Origin of the sequence: Vibrio sp. 10N.261.51.A3, assembly GCF_041471965.1 — a bacterium.
Classification (GTDB): domain Bacteria; phylum Pseudomonadota; class Gammaproteobacteria; order Enterobacterales; family Vibrionaceae; genus Vibrio; species Vibrio crassostreae_C.
In genome coordinates, this window is record NZ_JBFRPK010000033.1 from 1 (window position 1) to 16,288 (window position 16,288).

Annotated in this window: 18 protein-coding genes; 4 read left to right on the top strand and 14 right to left on the bottom strand. The window is 45.6% G+C overall.

Annotated elements, in window-relative coordinates; translation table 11 throughout:
* From tuf to fkpA, 9 genes are all read right to left on the bottom strand, one after another.
* On the bottom strand, window positions 1–1,178 hold a 1,178-nt coding region (gene tuf, locus AB4371_RS09540), incomplete at its 3' end, for an elongation factor Tu (RefSeq protein ID WP_017067764.1).
* Between the two features lie 147 nt (window positions 1,179–1,325).
* Window positions 1,326–3,422, bottom strand: a complete 2,097-nt coding sequence (gene fusA, locus AB4371_RS09545) for an elongation factor G (RefSeq protein ID WP_017061101.1) — start codon at window positions 3,420–3,422, stop codon at window positions 1,326–1,328.
* Window positions 3,423–3,588: 166 nt separating this feature from the next.
* Entirely contained in the window at window positions 3,589–4,059 is a 471-nt protein-coding gene (gene rpsG / locus AB4371_RS09550; RefSeq protein WP_010435163.1) for a 30S ribosomal protein S7, read from the bottom strand.
* 107 nt (window positions 4,060–4,166) lie between these two features.
* Entirely contained in the window at window positions 4,167–4,541 is a 375-nt protein-coding gene (gene rpsL / locus AB4371_RS09555) for a 30S ribosomal protein S12 (RefSeq protein WP_004737194.1), read from the bottom strand.
* Window positions 4,542–4,723: 182 nt separating this feature from the next.
* On the bottom strand, window positions 4,724–4,999 hold the full coding sequence (tusB, locus tag AB4371_RS09560; protein ID WP_048659145.1) for a sulfurtransferase complex subunit TusB: 276 nt from the start codon (window positions 4,997–4,999) through the stop codon (window positions 4,724–4,726).
* Between the two features lie 8 nt (window positions 5,000–5,007).
* Window positions 5,008–5,364, bottom strand: a complete 357-nt coding sequence (gene tusC / locus AB4371_RS09565; RefSeq protein WP_372104552.1) for a sulfurtransferase complex subunit TusC — start codon at window positions 5,362–5,364, stop codon at window positions 5,008–5,010.
* The gene (gene tusD, locus AB4371_RS09570) at window positions 5,361–5,750 is read right to left on the bottom strand and encodes a sulfurtransferase complex subunit TusD (RefSeq protein ID WP_017063709.1); all 390 of its coding nucleotides are present in this window, start codon (window positions 5,748–5,750) and stop codon (window positions 5,361–5,363) included. Before tusD ends, tusC begins: the two co-directional genes overlap by 4 nt.
* Window positions 5,744–6,469: a transcriptional regulator gene (locus tag AB4371_RS09575; RefSeq protein WP_372149539.1), complete on the bottom strand. Its 726-nt coding sequence runs from the start codon at window positions 6,467–6,469 to the stop codon at window positions 5,744–5,746. The genes tusD and AB4371_RS09575 overlap by 7 nt, the downstream gene beginning before the upstream one ends.
* Before the next feature lie 205 nt (window positions 6,470–6,674).
* On the bottom strand, window positions 6,675–7,451 hold the full coding sequence (fkpA, locus tag AB4371_RS09580; protein ID WP_017068826.1) for an FKBP-type peptidyl-prolyl cis-trans isomerase: 777 nt from the start codon (window positions 7,449–7,451) through the stop codon (window positions 6,675–6,677).
* 131 nt (window positions 7,452–7,582) lie between these two features.
* Between fkpA and AB4371_RS09585 the strand changes: the two genes are divergently transcribed.
* Both AB4371_RS09585 and AB4371_RS09590 read left to right on the top strand, forming a co-directional pair.
* Complete coding sequence (locus AB4371_RS09585; RefSeq protein ID WP_372149558.1) at window positions 7,583–8,560, top strand: WD40 repeat domain-containing protein; 978 nt, start codon at window positions 7,583–7,585, stop codon at window positions 8,558–8,560.
* A gap of 5 nt (window positions 8,561–8,565) precedes the next feature.
* On the top strand, window positions 8,566–8,793 hold the full coding sequence (locus tag AB4371_RS09590) for a SlyX family protein (protein ID WP_009848930.1): 228 nt from the start codon (window positions 8,566–8,568) through the stop codon (window positions 8,791–8,793).
* 180 nt (window positions 8,794–8,973) lie between these two features.
* Here AB4371_RS09590 and AB4371_RS09595 read toward each other — a convergent pair whose 3' ends face one another.
* From AB4371_RS09595 to kefG, 5 genes are all read right to left on the bottom strand, one after another.
* Window positions 8,974–9,939: an isoaspartyl peptidase/L-asparaginase family protein gene (locus tag AB4371_RS09595; RefSeq protein WP_017066209.1), complete on the bottom strand. Its 966-nt coding sequence runs from the start codon at window positions 9,937–9,939 to the stop codon at window positions 8,974–8,976.
* Between the two features lie 217 nt (window positions 9,940–10,156).
* Complete coding sequence (gene slyD / locus AB4371_RS09600; protein WP_017061108.1) at window positions 10,157–10,747, bottom strand: peptidylprolyl isomerase; 591 nt, start codon at window positions 10,745–10,747, stop codon at window positions 10,157–10,159.
* Window positions 10,748–10,841: 94 nt separating this feature from the next.
* Window positions 10,842–11,042: a YheV family putative zinc ribbon protein gene (locus tag AB4371_RS09605; RefSeq protein WP_029235422.1), complete on the bottom strand. Its 201-nt coding sequence runs from the start codon at window positions 11,040–11,042 to the stop codon at window positions 10,842–10,844.
* Between the two features lie 156 nt (window positions 11,043–11,198).
* Window positions 11,199–12,995, bottom strand: coding sequence for a glutathione-regulated potassium-efflux system protein KefB (gene kefB, locus AB4371_RS09610; RefSeq protein ID WP_171732721.1), 1,797 nt, complete (start codon window positions 12,993–12,995; stop codon window positions 11,199–11,201).
* A complete protein-coding gene (kefG, locus tag AB4371_RS09615; RefSeq protein ID WP_372054985.1) occupies window positions 12,982–13,566 on the bottom strand; it encodes a glutathione-regulated potassium-efflux system ancillary protein KefG in 585 nt (194 codons plus the stop codon). Before kefG ends, kefB begins: the two co-directional genes overlap by 14 nt.
* A 173-nt stretch (window positions 13,567–13,739) precedes the next feature.
* Between kefG and AB4371_RS09620 the strand changes: the two genes are divergently transcribed.
* Together AB4371_RS09620 and AB4371_RS09625 are read left to right on the top strand one after the other, a co-directional pair.
* Window positions 13,740–15,662 carry an ABC transporter ATP-binding protein gene (locus AB4371_RS09620; protein WP_017061112.1) on the top strand — a complete coding sequence of 641 codons (1,923 nt, stop codon included), beginning with the start codon at window positions 13,740–13,742 and terminating at the stop codon, window positions 15,660–15,662.
* The gene (locus tag AB4371_RS09625) at window positions 15,659–16,129 is read left to right on the top strand and encodes a TIGR02444 family protein (RefSeq protein ID WP_017061113.1); all 471 of its coding nucleotides are present in this window, start codon (window positions 15,659–15,661) and stop codon (window positions 16,127–16,129) included. The genes AB4371_RS09620 and AB4371_RS09625 overlap by 4 nt, the downstream gene beginning before the upstream one ends.
* The last annotated feature ends 159 nt before the right edge of the window (window positions 16,130–16,288 follow it).

Consider the following 16,288-nt stretch of genomic DNA (forward strand, 5'->3'; position numbering starts at 1 on the left):
AAGATTTTAGCTACAACACCAGCACCAACTGTACGGCCACCTTCGCGGATTGCGAAACGTAGACCTTCGTCCATTGCGATTGGAGCGATTAGCTCAACAGTCATTTGAACGTTGTCACCTGGCATTACCATTTCTACGCCTTCTGGTAGAGTGATGTCGCCTGTTACGTCAGTTGTACGGAAGTAGAACTGTGGACGGTAACCTTTGAAGAAAGGAGTGTGACGGCCGCCTTCGTCTTTAGAAAGTACGTATACTTCAGACTCAAACTTAGTGTGTGGGTTGATAGAACCTTTCGCAGAAAGTACTTGACCACGTTCAACGTCATCACGCTTAGTACCACGTAGAAGTGCACCAACGTTCTCACCTGCACGACCTTCGTCAAGCAGTTTACGGAACATTTCAACACCAGTACAAGTAGTAAGAGTAGTCTCTTTGATACCAACGATTTCTACTTCGTCACCTACACGTAGGATACCGCGCTCGATACGACCAGTTACAACAGTACCACGACCTTGAATTGAGAATACATCTTCAATTGGTAGTAGGAACGGTTGGTCAACTGCACGCTCTGGCTCAGGAATGTAAGAATCTAGTGCTTCTGCAAGCTCAACGATCTTGTCTTCCCACTGCTTCTCGCCGTTTAGTGCGCCAAGTGCAGAACCTTGGATAACTGGTAGGTCATCACCTGGGAAGTCGTATTCAGAAAGAAGTTCACGAACTTCCATCTCAACTAGCTCAAGTAGCTCTTCGTCATCTACCATGTCACATTTGTTCATGAATACGATGATGTAAGGGATACCAACTTGACGACCAAGTAGGATGTGCTCACGAGTTTGAGGCATAGGGCCGTCAGTCGCAGCAACAACTAGGATACCGCCGTCCATTTGTGCAGCACCAGTGATCATGTTTTTAACATAATCCGCGTGTCCTGGACAGTCTACGTGTGCGTAGTGACGTGCTGGAGTGTCGTACTCAACGTGAGAAGTTGCGATTGTGATACCGCGCTCACGCTCTTCTGGAGCGTTATCGATAGATGCGAAATCTTTAGCAACACCACCGTATACTTTTGCAAGAGTAGTACAGATAGCAGCAGTTAGAGTTGTTTTACCGTGGTCAACGTGGCCGATAGTACCAACGTTTACGTGCGGTTTCGTACGTTCAAATTTTTCTTTAGACACAATCGTGTTCCTTCCTAGTTATGATTCGCCACGTTCATTATTGAGCGAGACGCGCCAGAAATTGCTATTTTATGCGCCAACTCTCGTTAGCGCAATATTTGGACGCATTGTTCTTTCAAAAAATGAAAAAAAATGCCTTCCTTTTGTTTAACCACGCTCTGCAATGATTGCTTTTGCAACATTGTTAGGCACTTCAGCGTACTCACTAAACTCCATAGAGTAAGAAGCACGACCTTGTGTCGCAGAACGTAAATCAGTTGCGTAACCGAACATGACAGACAACGGAACTTGTGCACGAATTATCTTCAGGCCAGCTGTCCCCTCGTCCATACCTTCGATGATGCCGCGACGACGGTTAATATCGCCAACAACGTCACCCATCCAGTCTTCTGGAGTAGTTACTTCAACTTTCATCATAGGCTCAAGCAGAACCGGTTGCGCTTCAAGTGCACCCGTTCTGAAAGCCATAGAGGCAGCGATTGTAAACGCCATCTCACTTGAATCTGTTTCATGGTAAGAACCATCATATAGTGTAGCTTTGATATCCAAAACTGGATAGCCAGCAAGCACACCATTGTTCATCTGCTCTTCAACGCCTTTAGCAACTGAAGCGATAAACTCTTTCGGTACGATACCATTGGCAATTTCATCCACAAAGACAAAGCCTTCGCCAGCTTCTGATGGTTCTAGTTTCAGCCATACGTGACCGTACTGACCTTTACCACCATGTTCACGGATAAATTTACCTTCCGCTTTCGCTGTACCACGAATAGTCTCACGGTAAGCCACTTGCGGGTTACCAACGTTGCAGTTCACGCTAAATTCGCGCTTCATACGGTCAACGATGATATCTAAGTGTAGTTCACCCATACCAGAAATCAGAGTCTGGCCAGTTTCCGCATCCATATCAACGCGGAACGATGGGTCTTCCGCTGCTAGTTTACCTAGAGCGATAGTCATTTTGTCTTGATCAGCTTGAGAGCTTGGCTCTACAACGATCTGAATAACTGGGTCTGGGAACTCCATGCGCTCAAGAACAATCTTATGGTTCTGGTCACAAAGGGTTTCACCAGTAGTCACATCTTTCAGGCCAATGATGGCTGCGATGTCACCTGCTCGTACTTCTTTTACTTCTTCTCGCTTGTTTGAGTGCATTTGAACAATGCGACCTAAGCGTTCACGTTGTTTCTTCACAGAGTTATAAGCTGTTTTACCGCTTTCAACAACACCAGAGTAAACACGGATGAAAGTTAAAGTACCAACGAATGGGTCTGTTGCAATCTTAAATGCTAGCGCTGAGAACGGTTCTTTGTCGTCTGCGTGACGCTCTGCTTCGTTCTCATCTTCATCGATACCTTTAATTGCAGGTACATCGACTGGAGAAGGAAGGAAATCAACAACTGCATCTAGAACAGCTTGTACACCTTTGTTTTTGAATGCACTACCACAAGTAGCAAGTACGATTTCATTATTAAGGGTACGAGTACGAAGACCTTGTTTGATTTCAGCTTCTGTTAGTTCACCTTCTTCAAGGTACTTATCCATCAGCTCTTCATTTGCTTCTGCAGCAGCTTCAACAAGTTCTGTACGATATTCTTCAGCCATTTCTTGCATGTCTGCAGGAATATCTTCGTATGTGAAAGTCATGCCTTGGTCAGCTTCATTCCAGTTAATTGCCTTCATCTTGATAAGATCGACAACGCCTTGGAAGTTTTCTTCAGCACCAATGTTCAGTTGAATTGGAACAGGAGTTGCGCCTAAGCGGTCCTTGATCTGTTCAACTACGCGCAAGAAGTCAGCGCCGGTACGGTCCATTTTATTAACGAAAACCATACGTGGAACTTGGTACTTATCAGCTTGACGCCATACTGTCTCTGACTGAGGTTCAACACCAGATGAGCCACAGAACACAACAACTGCACCATCAAGCACACGCAGAGAACGTTCTACTTCGATTGTGAAGTCAACGTGTCCAGGAGTGTCGATGATGTTAATACGGTGGTCCGAGAACTGAGCTTCCATACCACGCCAAAACGTAGTGGTTGCTGCTGAAGTGATCGTAATACCGCGCTCTTGCTCTTGCTCCATCCAGTCCATGGTTGCTGCACCATCGTGAACTTCGCCGATTTTGTGAGAAAGACCGGTATAGAACAGAATACGTTCACTTGTGGTTGTTTTACCTGCATCTACGTGAGCAACGATACCGATATTACGGTATTGCTCTATAGGAGTTTTACGAGCCACGGTTGAATCCTCTTATTAGAGACTTAGGGACTATTGCTATGTCTAGATTAGGCGTTAAAAGCGATGCTTCGCTAAAAATTGCTTGCCCTAGAAATAGCAATAGTTCCTAGCATAAGCATAGGAACTAAAGAAGTGCTGCAAGGAACCTTGCAGCACTAAAAAGGTATTACCAACGGTAATGTGCGAACGCTTTGTTTGCGTCAGCCATGCGGTGAACGTCTTCACGTTTCTTAACCGCAGTACCTTTGTTCTCAGACGCGTCTAGCATTTCAGCAGCTAGGCGTTGAGCCATAGATTTTTCACCACGCTTACGCGCAGCTTCAACTACCCAACGCATAGCAAGAGCGTTACGGCGAACCGGACGAACTTCTACAGGTACTTGGTAAGTTGAACCACCTACACGGCGAGATTTAACTTCTACCGCTGGGCGAACATTTTCAAGAGCTTCTTCAAATACAGCTAAGTGGTCTTTACCAGACTTCTCAGCCATTGAATCTAGTGCAGTGTAAACGATTTTTTCTGCAGTAGATTTCTTTCCGTCAACCATAAGGATGTTAACGAATTTTGCCAGCAATTCAGATTTGAACTTAGGATCTGGAAGGATCTTACGCTGACCTATTACGCGACGACGTGGCATGGATATTCTCCGTTGTCTTCTTCAGGTTTTTTCCAAAACTTTTCAGAATAATAAATAAAATAGTGTTTGGCCTTACTTAACGATTTCTTTTTAAAAAAGAGAATCAATTAAGACTTAGGACGTTTCACACCGTACTTAGAACGACCTTGTTTACGGTCGTTAACGCCAGCACAGTCAAGTGCGCCGCGAACAGTGTGGTAACGAACACCCGGAAGGTCTTTTACACGACCGCCACGGATTAGTACAACACTGTGCTCTTGTAGGTTGTGGCCTTCACCGCCGATGTACGAAGTTACTTCGAAACCGTTAGTTAGACGTACACGACATACTTTACGTAGTGCCGAGTTAGGTTTTTTAGGTGTAGTAGTGTAAACACGAGTACATACACCACGTTTTTGTGGGCACGCTTCTAGTGCAGGCACGTTGCTTTTAACAACTTGCTTTACACGAGGTTTGCGAACCAACTGGTTAATAGTTGCCATTAACTAGCTCCTGAAATTTACTTGAAAGTAAGCTTTGTGAAAAATCTATCCCTAATCACAAGTCGTAATTAGGGACGCAAAATTCTATTCAGCAGTGGGAGGTGTGTCAAGAAATATACAGATCTTTTTTAGCCGTCTAGAGCTCAGGATGGTCTAATTTTAACCAAACTGATAAAACACGCTTACCAAGTCACTGATTTGTCTTTCAAAACCGTCAGTTTAACGAAGCCATCGAAGTCAACTTGATCAATGGTACTTGAGACAAGTAGTTGTAAACCTCGGCTATCGAGATCTGGTTTTAACACCGACACCTGCTCTACTGCGCAGATTTGAGTGAATAACTCATGATTAGGAAGGCAAACATACACTGCATCTTCCACCAAAAGGAACTGGTCCTGTGGCTGAGAATAGGTCAATGCAAGTTTAAGCTTGTCGACTGATTTTACGATATGAAGCATAGCGTCCCCTAGAAAGTCAGGATCTGTTGGCACTGAGCTAACTTCTGCGTTAACTCGTCGGCTTCAACGGTGGTCACATCGATTAGCAGGTTGTCTGCTGAAAGACCAAACTGACTCAGACTACGCTGACACACATACACCTGTTCGATGTCGTACAGGTCCATAAGTTTGAATGCGGAGATGTAGTCACGCGATAGTATTTCGTCGGGCTGCTGCGCTTTGAGAAGCTGTGTCACGCCATCACCAACAAAGAACACGGCAATGTCTTCACTATATGCGGACGCAGCAAGCAGGGCGTCTAACCCTTCTCTACCCGCAGCGGTCGTATGAGGGAAACTGTTAAATATAAAGGCTAACTTTCTCAAAACTGCACAACCCTATCTTGCGTTAGTAGCGCTTCCGATAAGCTTCCTAATCCGGCTTGAGTAAATCCAGTGGCTAGGTTAGAGGCACTTAGTTGATGTTGCTCTGCTTCTTCAGAGCTAATCACTCCGCGTCTTAGCGCAGCTGCCACACAGGTTTCAAGGCTAACATCGTGTTCATCAGCCAGCTTTTGCCAAGCAGAAGCTAAATCAAATTCATCGTTAGCCGGTACGGTAAGGTCTGAGCCGTTACTGACGCCATCTTGATAGAAGAACACACTGTGAAGTTTGTGGCCCTGTTTAATCAGAGCCACGGCAAACTGGTAGGCACTTCTTGCTGACTGTGAGCCATAGACTGGCCCATTCACTAGGAGTGTATAGCTTAGCAACCCTCTTCATCCTCTGTTTTACGTTGGCGGATGTATAGGTACACGGTGTGCTTAGAGATGTTCAGTCGCTCAGCAACGCGGTTGATCGCGTCTTTAATATCGAAAATACCTTTGTCGTACAGCTCCATCACGATCTGACGGTTCTTAGTATTGTTCGATACCGATTTGTCAGCGTTAATTTCTTCAATGGTGCGTTCAACCGTTTGGTCGACAAGTTCTTCAACGTCACTAGCGAAGTTAACCGATGATGCGGTTTCGTCTGCGTCTTGTGTAGGCATGAACGATTGCAGCACTTGTGAGAATGGCGCGTCTAGATTCACGTTAATACACAGTAGGCCAATCACTCGGTCTTCACCGTTGCGGATAGCAACCGTGATCGACTTCATCAACACTCCGCCTTTAGCGCGAGTGAAGTATGAACGTGAGAAGTTACGCTTAGAACCTTCAATATCTTTTAGCATCTTCAATGCAAGATCGGTAATCGGCGAGCCAACCTGACGACCTGTATTTTCGCCGTTGGCAATTTTAATCGCAGAAGTATTGAGGTCTTCTAAAGAGTGCAAAACGATTTCACAAAACGGACCAATAAGGCTCGCAATACCGTCAACAACGGCCTCATAAGATCTTAGAATGATTTTATCGTGTTCACTGAATGGCATAACGTGGACTGATTCCATTTCAAGTAACACATCTGCATTGACTGTTTCTGTAGTAGTCACTTATTCCTTACCTTCGTGTGAAAAATCAACAAATTTATGTAAGTTTATCAGAAAATTTTAATTGCACACCTAGCTAACATTGCAACTAGTGATTTAGAACAAGTTTAAAAATCAAATACTCATCTTCAAATCATAAAAAAAGCCTAACTCAAAGTTAGGCTTTTTATTCAATCAACGTATTTTAGTACGAGGCTTTTAACCGATATTACTGTGCAGGAGCTGCTTCAGCGTTATCGATGTTTAGTAGTTCTACTTCGAATACTAGCGTTGAGTTAGCAGGGATAGTCGGTGTGTCTTGCTCACCGTATGCTAGCTCTGGCGGGATAACGAACTTGTACTTAGAACCAACTTGCATCAGTTGTACGCCTTCAGTCCAGCCTGGGATTACGCGGTTAAGTGGGAATGTTGCTGGTTCACCACGATCGTAAGAGCTGTCGAACTGAGTACCGTCTGTTAGCGTACCTTTGTAGTGAACTTGAACAGTATCAGTGTCTTTTGGAGAAGCGCCTTCGCCAGCTGTCATTACTTGGTAAAGTAGGCCAGATTCAGTTTGCTCTACGCCTTCAGTCTTTGCGAACTCAGCGCGGAAGTCATCACCTGCTTTCTTAGTTTCAGCTGATTTCTCTGCCGCTTGTGCTTGCATAGTTTCAGCAACACGCTTGTCTAGAGCTTCAAGAGCTGCGCGAGTTTCTTCTTCGTTCAGTGCAGTTTTCTCTGCGAATACGTCTTCGATACCTTGAAGAACCATATCTTTGTCTAGGTTAATACCTAGCTCGCTTGGCTTATCAATGCTTGTGCTTAGGTAGTTAGCGAAAGATACGCCGATTGCGTATGCCGCTTTGTCGTCTTCTGTTTTAAAGTTTACTGCTTCAACTTTAACTTCTTCAACCTGTGGAGCTTCTGCCTTTGGTTCTTCTTTCTGACAACCAACTGCTAGCATAACCGTTGCGGCAAGCAGTGATACTTTTAAAACTGATTTCATTGAATTCTCCAATTAATGGCCAAGCCATTGGTTATTGTGCACAAATCTAATGATTAGATTGGTGTGAATACGTTAGTTATAACAATATACTAGTCATATGTCTTTCGACACAAACCGGATTATTAGATGTGATGCGAATATTTTTCCACTCATTGCTATGTACAATTGTCATCGCCTTGTTAAATGGATGTTTTTTCTTCCAAGATGATGAGCAACGTTGGGAAATTGAACCCAATGGTGCCACCAGCTTTGCCCTTAGCAGAGATGGACGCTTCGCCCTGCTCTACTCTCAGAAAAAACAACTATTGCTTTGGGACCTTGCCGAAAACAAAGAGTTAGCTCAACTCGGCCCACAAGATCAATTAGAAAACCAAGTATCGCGTATCCGTATCTCGGACAATGGCCGCTTTGCCATTACCGCAAGCCAGATGAACTTCGCCGTTTGGGACCTCTCTTGGACTCAAGCACAAGGGCTTTGGTCTATCTCCGATGGCTTAATTCGCGATGTCGATATCTCTAGCAATGGTGAAAAAGTATTGCTTGGCCTGTCTAATGGCAAAGCGATCTATGTGGACTTAGTCACCGGACGCCGTCTGGAGTTCCTTGCTCACCGAGAAAAAGTTAATTCTGTTTCCCTTTCTTCCAATGGTCGCTACGCATTATCAGGTGGCAACGACTATAAAGCCTACCTGTGGGATACCGAGTCGGGCTTGGTGTTGCGCACCTTTGAGCATGAACAAAGAGTAGTACGAGTCGCGCTACAACGCGATGGTGAACTGGCTTTTACCTCTGATGGCGGCAATCAAGCGATGATTTGGGATCTTGAAACGGGCGAACCTCAAGCGCAATTGCAAAGCTGGTCTCGACAGTTGATTTTCTCGAGTGCGCGTTTTTCTGATGACGGCAGTATGTTGGTGACGGGCACACCATCCAGCCAAGTGAGTGTGTGGAATACTCAGGATGGCAAGCGAATTTCTCGCCACAATGCTGAGCCATTAAAAGATGCTCGCCCTCCTCGTGCGGTAGTGTATGATGCAGCCTTTGATGATAAGAACCGTGTGATATCGGGCACCTCTGCGGGCATTGCCCAAGCTTGGAATGTGGATTAAGAACGATGACAGAAAAGCGAGTTGAACAACTAGAAAGCCGCGTAAATGACCTAGAGTGTCAGCTAGCTTTCCAAGAACAGACCATTGAAGAACTCAATGAAGCGCTTAGCCAACAACAAATGTTAATCACGAGAATGCAAGATCAGATGAAGTTCGTGGTTGGCAAAGTAAAAAATATGGATGGCTCTAATCTAGCTGACGCATCAGAAGAGACGCCACCTCCACACTATTAAGTGCGGTTCAAAATAACCAATTAAATCTAACGACGCATATCGTTAGTTTCTCGTCCTCAATGTGTAAACACATTTCAGGACGGGACATAGAAAACTAAGAGGGCGACAGATACTTATCTGTCGCCCTTTTGTTTATTTCATCTCAGTGAATAAGCTAAAGCCAATTAAGCCGATACCAACTTAGTCGTCGGCATAAATCTTCACTTCAACACGACCTTGAGTATCAACGCTTGCACGATACATTCCTGAGCTGTTCATACCAAAATGTATATCGCCTTGGCCATCGATAGCGATCAAGCCACCTTCTCCACCCATGGTTTTCAATTCACCTTGAATGATCGTTTCACAAGCGGTGTGCACATCTTCTTTCAGATAACGCATTCGTGCTGCGACATCACTGGCGACCATTTTACGTAGGAAGAACTCACCCATCCCGGTTGTTGAGACGGCAACATTGCCATTTTCAGCGATGGTTCCTGCACCAATGATCGGAGAGTCACCCACACGACCGTATTTCTTATTGGTCACGCCACCGGTACTGGTTGCTGCCGCTAAGTTACCCGCTTGGTCTAATGCGACCGCACCAACCGTGCCGTACTTTTTATCGTCAGGGTATTTCTCAGCTTGCTGCTGATCATATTTCGCTTCAGACAGAGCAAAGATGCCTTTCTCTTTCATCGACTGAAGTTGGTCATAGCGGCGCTCAGTAAAGAAGTAGTCTTGCTCGGTAAAGGTGTAGTCATGCTCAAACGCAAACTTCTCGGCACCTTCACCAATCAGCAACACATGGTCGCTTTTCCGCATCACATCACGTGCAAGCTCAATTGGGTTTTTGATATGGCGAACGCCTGCAATAGCACCTGCATCCATTTCGCGGCCATGCATCACAGAAGCGTCCATCTCAACAAATTCATCATGCGTTAAAACAGAGCCCCTACCGGCATTAAAGTGCGGGCTGTCTTCCATCACCTTAACCGATGCCACTACCGCATCCAGAGCATCACCACCCGATTGCAATATTTGATAACCAGCCAAAACCGATTTTTCCAAAGCCTCGGTAATACCCGCTTTTAATTCATAGCTCATTTGCTCGCGCAAGATGGTTCCTGCACCACCATGAATGGCAATTGAAAAAGGCTGTGACATACAAACTCTCCACTGACGTCGTCTTATAATGTTGTGCTATCAATACCACATCCATGGTTCGATGTCTGATAACGAAAACCAAACTTTTACGAATGCTTAGATTTGCGGACACTTAGTTTGGTAGAGAAAAGCGAGGTCAAAAAGCGAGACTCCTAAACGCAAAAAGCCTCCACAAGGGAGGCTTTCAAGATTCTTAAACTAAACCGTTAATTCGGTATTAGTGAGAACCACAGCTACCGCCGCCGCAGCAGCCGTCTTTTTTCTCTTCACCGTGGTCATGGCCTTCGCCACCACAGCAACCGCCTTCGTGGTCATGATCGTGGTCGTGACCGCCACAGCCGCCTTCTTGGTGTACGTGACCGTGTTGAACTTCTTCTTCAGTCGCTTCACGAACCGCTACAACTTCAACGTCAAACGTTAGAGTTTGGCCAGCTAGCATGTGGTTACCATCAACAACAACTTCGTCGCCATCTACTTCAGTAACTTCAACTGGGATTGGACCTTGGTCAGTATCCGCTAGGAAACGCATGCCAACTTCGATTTGCTCAACACCTTGGAATACGTCAGCAGGAACACGTTGAACTAGTGCGTCGTTGTGTTCGCCGTATGCGTCTTCTGGAGTAACAGTTGCAGAGAACTTGTCGCCAGCTACTTTGCCTTCAAGCTCTTTTTCAAGACCTGTAATTAGGTTGTTGTGACCGTGAAGGTAATCTAGTGGAGCTTCTGCAGTTGATTGGTCAACTACTACGCCATCTTCAAGTTTCACTTGATATGCAACACTAACTACTACGTTCTTTTCAATTTTCATGAGAGCTCCAAGGAGGTTTGGACTAAGCTCGAACAGTTGAGCTTAGGAAAAATTCTGTACCGGGATATTATGGGGATCAATTAACGAAACTCAATCATTCTGGCTTAAAAATACCGATCATTTCTTGATTCGCGTGTTCAGATTTCTCTACAGTTTTCGGTTTACGCTGTTCTGTGAAGTCACAATCGACACATTCCACCAGCTCGATATTATTTTCAATCCACCAACGGAGTGTGTCTTGAGTGTTGCAACTTGGGCAGCTTGCCCCTGCGATAAAGCGTTTTTTCTGTTTCACGTTCATATCCTTTACTGCTCTGGATTCGCGGTTCTTCCCACTCACTTTATTGATAAGTTAAGCAGAGACCGCGTTTATTATTAGGTTAGTTCTATAGTCTGTTATTTCTATGCCCAAGCTCTATTTCTAAGCTCAAGCATGAGTTATCACTTCAAGCTACTGCCAATAGTTTCGAGATTGGTGATCGTTTTCCATCTCGTGTCCAAAGATCTCTTCAAGTTCTTTACGAGCCTCTTTCGCTCTTTGGGCTAACTCGGCATCTTCGTTATGCTGAGGCAGCAACTCTTTCAGCATACCATTATCCAACTTTCTAAAGTGTGCTTCTGCTCGCTTCGCTTTATATGGATGCATGCCAAGTTCAGTCAATGTTTGACGACCTAAATCCAATGCTCCAAGGAAGGTTTCACGCGAATAGTTACTCACACCGTGGTTAAGTAGTTGATACGCTTCAACACGGCTTCGTGCACGCGCCAAGATCTTTAAGCGTGGGAAGTGCTGCTTACATAAATCGACGGTTTTCATGATTTCATCTGGGGAGTCAGTACACAACACAATCGCCTCTGCTTTATCAGCACCGGCTGCGCGTAATAGCTCTAGGTGAGTCGAGTCTCCGTAAAAGACTTTGTAGCCAAACTTTCTAAGGATATGGATTTGGCTGGCATCACTCTCAAGAACGGTAATACGAATCTTATTAGCGTACATCAAGCGACCGATGATCTGACCGAAGCGACCAAAGCCCGCAATGATCACTCGAGGGCTGCGATCAACCACATCCGAAGACATCGCACTTTCGCTGATTTGGTTCAGTTGACGAGCAAAGAACTTATCTTGCAGCTTAAGCATTAGTGGCGTGGTCACCATAGACAGGCTCACTACTACCAGTAAGAACGACACCTGTTCGCCACTTAAGATGCCCTGCGCACTCGCCGCGGTAAAAATAACGAAAGCAAACTCACCACCTTGGCTAAGAATCATCGCCATTCGGCTACGCGCTTTTGCCTGTGTTCCAAAGATACGAGCTAGCGCGTACAGCACTAAACCTTTCAACACCACGAGGGCCATTACAGCTATTAGTATTGCGAATGGGCTTTCTGCCAATAAACCTAGATTTACCGCCATGCCAACCGAGATAAAGAACAGGCCGAGCAGTAACCCTTTGAATGGGTCAATCGCAATTTCAAGCTCGTGTCGGTATTCACTTTCAGCCAGAAGCACGCCCGCAAGGAAGGTACCTAATGCCATCGATAAGCCAATCTGTTGCATGATCACAGCAATACCAATCACAAGTAACAGCGCCGCGACGGTGAATAACTCACGCACACCACTCATCACTACGTATCGGAAAAGTGGTCTCAACAAGAAGTGGCCACCGACCAGTAGGCCAATCACGCCACCCAGCATCCACAGCATGTCAGCCCAGCTACCGCCGGTATTACCCGCAAGTAGAGGCAACATTGCTAGCATTGGAATAACAGCGATATCTTGGAAAAGCAGTACTGCAAAGCCCGACTGCCCTGCTTCTTTGCCGCCGAGCTCTCGCTCTTCAATAACACGCAAGGCAATCGCAGTCGAAGACAGCGCCAAACCCATACCTATCACGAGACTGGTTTGCCAGGTTAATCCAAATAGACAGGCGATGGCGGTAATAATTAGAGTGGTGATCAGCACTTGCGCGCCGCCCAACCCGAGAATGGGGGCTCGCATCTGCCACAGTTTTTTCGGGTTAAGCTCTAAACCAATCAGGAAGAGCAGCAGTACCACCCCGAATTCGGAGAAGTGCAGAATCGCCTCTACATCACTGATTAAGCCCAGCCCCCATGGGCCAATTGCCACACCTGCTAATAGGTAACCGAGTACTGAACCCAAACCGGCGCGCTGTGCGATAGGAACCGCAACCACAGCAGCCGCTAAAAATATAACGCTACTTTGTAGAAAATCATTAGTCAGAGCCATCATCTGCTCCTATATCTTGTAGCGGGTCTCGCAACCAATTTCGATACGCTTCGGCGTGTTGGTAACGCGTCATATCGGTGACATTTCGTGCCCAGTGTAAAACCAAAGGGGATATCCAGTTCATTTGACACAAAGCAGCGGTGAGCTCGAATGGTTGCAAGATCTCTTGTAAGGGATACTTATTATAGCCTGCAGCACCAAACGCCTCTTCTTTACCACCCGTGGTGATAACACTGCGCCAATGCTTACCCTTAAGTGCACTTTGCTCACCAAACGCAAAGCCCTTGCCTAATACTCGATCAAACCACTCCTTCAATAACGAAGGACAAGAATACATAAACAGAGGATGCTGGAACACAATCACATCGTACTGCAGAAGCAGTTCATGCTCATAAGGCACATCAATAAAGAAGTCAGGATAGAGGGCATAAAGATCGTGGATTTTAACATTCCCAAGCGACTCTATCTTTTTAACCATGATCTGGTTAGCGATAGAGGTTTGCGGCTCTGGGTGCGCATAGATCACTAATACCTTTGGCACGGGTTTGTCTATCGAGGGAGTAATACTCATTCCTTTGAAACATTCCTTTAAGGGCTAAACGGTGGCAAGGCCACTAGAATTTAAATAAAAGTTATTAATATGTTATTGGCATCATAACGCAAATTGCATTGTGATCGACTTTTATCTGGATTCAGCCTACTATGCAGGCGTCTGTTCACCTCTAATTTCTATGCTACCTCTATATGATTACTTTCTCTGATATTCAATTGCTACGCGGCGGTAAGCCACTCCTCGACCAAGCATCTGCGACTTTTCATCCTGGCGACAAGATCGGTTTGGTTGGTAAAAACGGCTGTGGTAAATCTACGCTGTTCGCCTTAATTAAAGACGAGCTGTCTATTGATGCTGGCTCATTCAGTAAACCAGCCCATTGGGAAATGGCTTGGGTTGCTCAAGAAACGCCAGCACTAGAAAGAACAGCAATTGAATACGTGATTGATGGCGACCGTGAATACCGCGGCCTTGAAGATCAACTAGAGAAAGCTGAACAAGCCGACAATGGCACATTGGTAGCAGAGATCCACGGCAAGATTGAAACCATTGGTGGTTACAGCATAAAGGCACGTGCTGCCGAGTTACTGGATGGCCTAGGCTTTAGCCAAGAACAAATGACATGGAACCTGACTCAATTCTCAGGTGGTTGGCGTATGCGTTTGAACCTAGCGCAAGCCCTACTGTGTCGCAGTGACCTACTGCTACTCGATGAGCCTACCAACCACTTGGATTTAGACGCAGTAATGTGGCTCGAGCGTTGGTTACAAAGCTACCCTGGCACGCTAGTGCTTATCTCGCACGATAGAGACTTCTTAGACCCTATCGTCAACCGCATCGTGCACGTTGAAAACCAACAGCTCAATGAGTACACGGGTAACTACTCATCGTTCGAAACCCAACGAGCGCAAAAACTGATTCTGCAACAAGCGATGTACCAAAAGCAGCAGAAACAGATGTCTCACATGCAGAGCTACATTGACCGTTTCCGTTACAAAGCTTCAAAGGCTCGCCAAGCGCAAAGCCGTATTAAAGCGCTAGAGAAAATGGAACAAGTGCTGCCTGCTCAGTTTGATAATCCATTCAGCTTTGAATTTAGAGAACCAGACGCACTACCAAACCCAATCATGATGATGGATGAAGTATCAGCGGGCTATGATGACAATCTGATTCTAGAAAAGATTCGCTTGAACCTAGTACCGGGCAGTCGTATTGGTTTGCTTGGCCGAAATGGCGCTGGTAAATCAACACTGATTAAACTGCTTTCTGGCGAACTGAAACAGCAAGGCGGTGAACTGAGTTATTCGCAAGGCGTTAAGATTGGTTACTTTGCACAGCACCAGTTAGAAACGTTGCACCCAGAAGAAACACCGCTGCAGCACATGATGCAGATTGCCCCTAAACACACCGAGCAACAATTGCGTGATTACCTAGGTAGCTTCGGTTTCCAAGGTGAAAAAGCACTTGATAAAGTAGCACCCTTCTCAGGTGGTGAAAAAGCGCGTTTAGTATTAGCGCTACTGGTATGGCAAAAACCAAACCTGTTGCTACTCGATGAACCAACCAACCACTTGGATCTCGACATGCGTCAAGCGCTGACTTTTGCCCTGCAGACATTTGAAGGCGCAATGGTTATCGTATCGCACGACCGTTACCTACTGCGTGCGACTACCGATGATTTATACCTTGTACACGACCGCCAAGTAGCACCGTTTGATGGTGACTTAAGCGATTACTACAAGTGGCTAACCGAACAGCAGAAAGTTGAGCGCAAAGAAGCACAAGCATTGGCACCAGCAAAAGACGGCGCCAACAGTGCAGCAGCGAAAAAAGAGCAGAAACGAAAAGAAGCCGAGTTCCGTAAACTGACGGCACCACTTCGTAAAAAGCTCACTCAATTTGAAAAGCAGATGGATAAATTAACGCAGGCTCTTGAAGAAGCCGAACAAGAATTATCCGACACTTCACTGTATGAAGCTGAAAATAAGGCTAAACTGAATAAAGTACTCGCTCTCCAAGCGAGCAGTAAGTCACAGCTAGAAGAAGTTGAAATGGATTGGATGTCCACTCAAGAAGAGCTTGAGCAGATGGAACAGGATATGGATAGCTTATGAGTCCAGAGCACGCCCCAATATCACTAACACTGGAACGACTATGGCAATTTAGCCTTCAGTATTACAGTGTGCGCGGTGTAAAGGATGCGTGCCTAGCTTTGCAAAACCAGTTCCACGGCAACGTCAATCTACTGCTGCTTCTCAAATGGCTTGATGAGCAGCAATTGTCTTTTGCTGAAGAGGAGTGGCACAAGGTTCAACAGTGCTTGAGCCGCTCTGAAACCCTGCTTCATAGCTATCGAGAGCTACGTAAACATCTCAAAGCACACGTTGTCGACTCTCTATACCGTGAAGCGCTAAAGTTTGAGTTACAGCTTGAAAAGCAACAACAGTCCGATCTGGTCGACTGTATAAACTCCCTACAGCTGTACGCTAACCAGCAATCACCGCTCACTTTTCAGTACTGTCGTTTATTAGGGGCTGAAAACCTCTACGACGCTTTTTCTGAACCAGCACCACAGCCCTAGCTCATTCTCTTTCCCTTTTATTCAATCAAGATCCAAGCTTAACCTTGATATTATTCAAACGGTTACCCATAGCCTGTTTTTGTATCTCGTATAAGTGAAGCCTTGCGCTTATGCCGAGAATCAACCAAGCTCAAATAAAAACGTGGGCGTTTCGTTACA

Excerpts from the sequence above, each read along its gene's own strand:
- rpsG (WP_010435163.1), bottom strand. The coding sequence starts at position 4,059 with ATGCCACGTCGTCGCGTAATAGGTCAGCGTAAGATCCTTCCAGATCCT.
- rpsL (WP_004737194.1), bottom strand. The coding sequence starts at position 4,541 with ATGGCAACTATTAACCAGTTGGTTCGCAAACCTCGTGTAAAGCAAGTT.
- tusB (WP_048659145.1), bottom strand. The coding sequence starts at position 4,999 with ATGCTTCATATCGTAAAATCAGTCGACAAGCTTAAACTTGCATTGACC.
- fkpA (WP_017068826.1), bottom strand. The coding sequence starts at position 7,451 with ATGAAATCAGTTTTAAAAGTATCACTGCTTGCCGCAACGGTTATGCTA.
- AB4371_RS09585 (WP_372149558.1), top strand. The coding sequence starts at position 7,583 with ATGCGAATATTTTTCCACTCATTGCTATGTACAATTGTCATCGCCTTG.
- AB4371_RS09590 (WP_009848930.1), top strand. The coding sequence starts at position 8,566 with ATGACAGAAAAGCGAGTTGAACAACTAGAAAGCCGCGTAAATGACCTA.
- AB4371_RS09595 (WP_017066209.1), bottom strand. The coding sequence starts at position 9,939 with ATGTCACAGCCTTTTTCAATTGCCATTCATGGTGGTGCAGGAACCATC.
- slyD (WP_017061108.1), bottom strand. The coding sequence starts at position 10,747 with ATGAAAATTGAAAAGAACGTAGTAGTTAGTGTTGCATATCAAGTGAAA.
- kefB (WP_171732721.1), bottom strand. The coding sequence starts at position 12,995 with ATGGCTCTGACTAATGATTTTCTACAAAGTAGCGTTATATTTTTAGCG.
- kefG (WP_372054985.1), bottom strand. The coding sequence starts at position 13,566 with ATGAGTATTACTCCCTCGATAGACAAACCCGTGCCAAAGGTATTAGTG.
- AB4371_RS09620 (WP_017061112.1), top strand. The coding sequence starts at position 13,740 with ATGATTACTTTCTCTGATATTCAATTGCTACGCGGCGGTAAGCCACTC.
- AB4371_RS09625 (WP_017061113.1), top strand. The coding sequence starts at position 15,659 with ATGAGTCCAGAGCACGCCCCAATATCACTAACACTGGAACGACTATGG.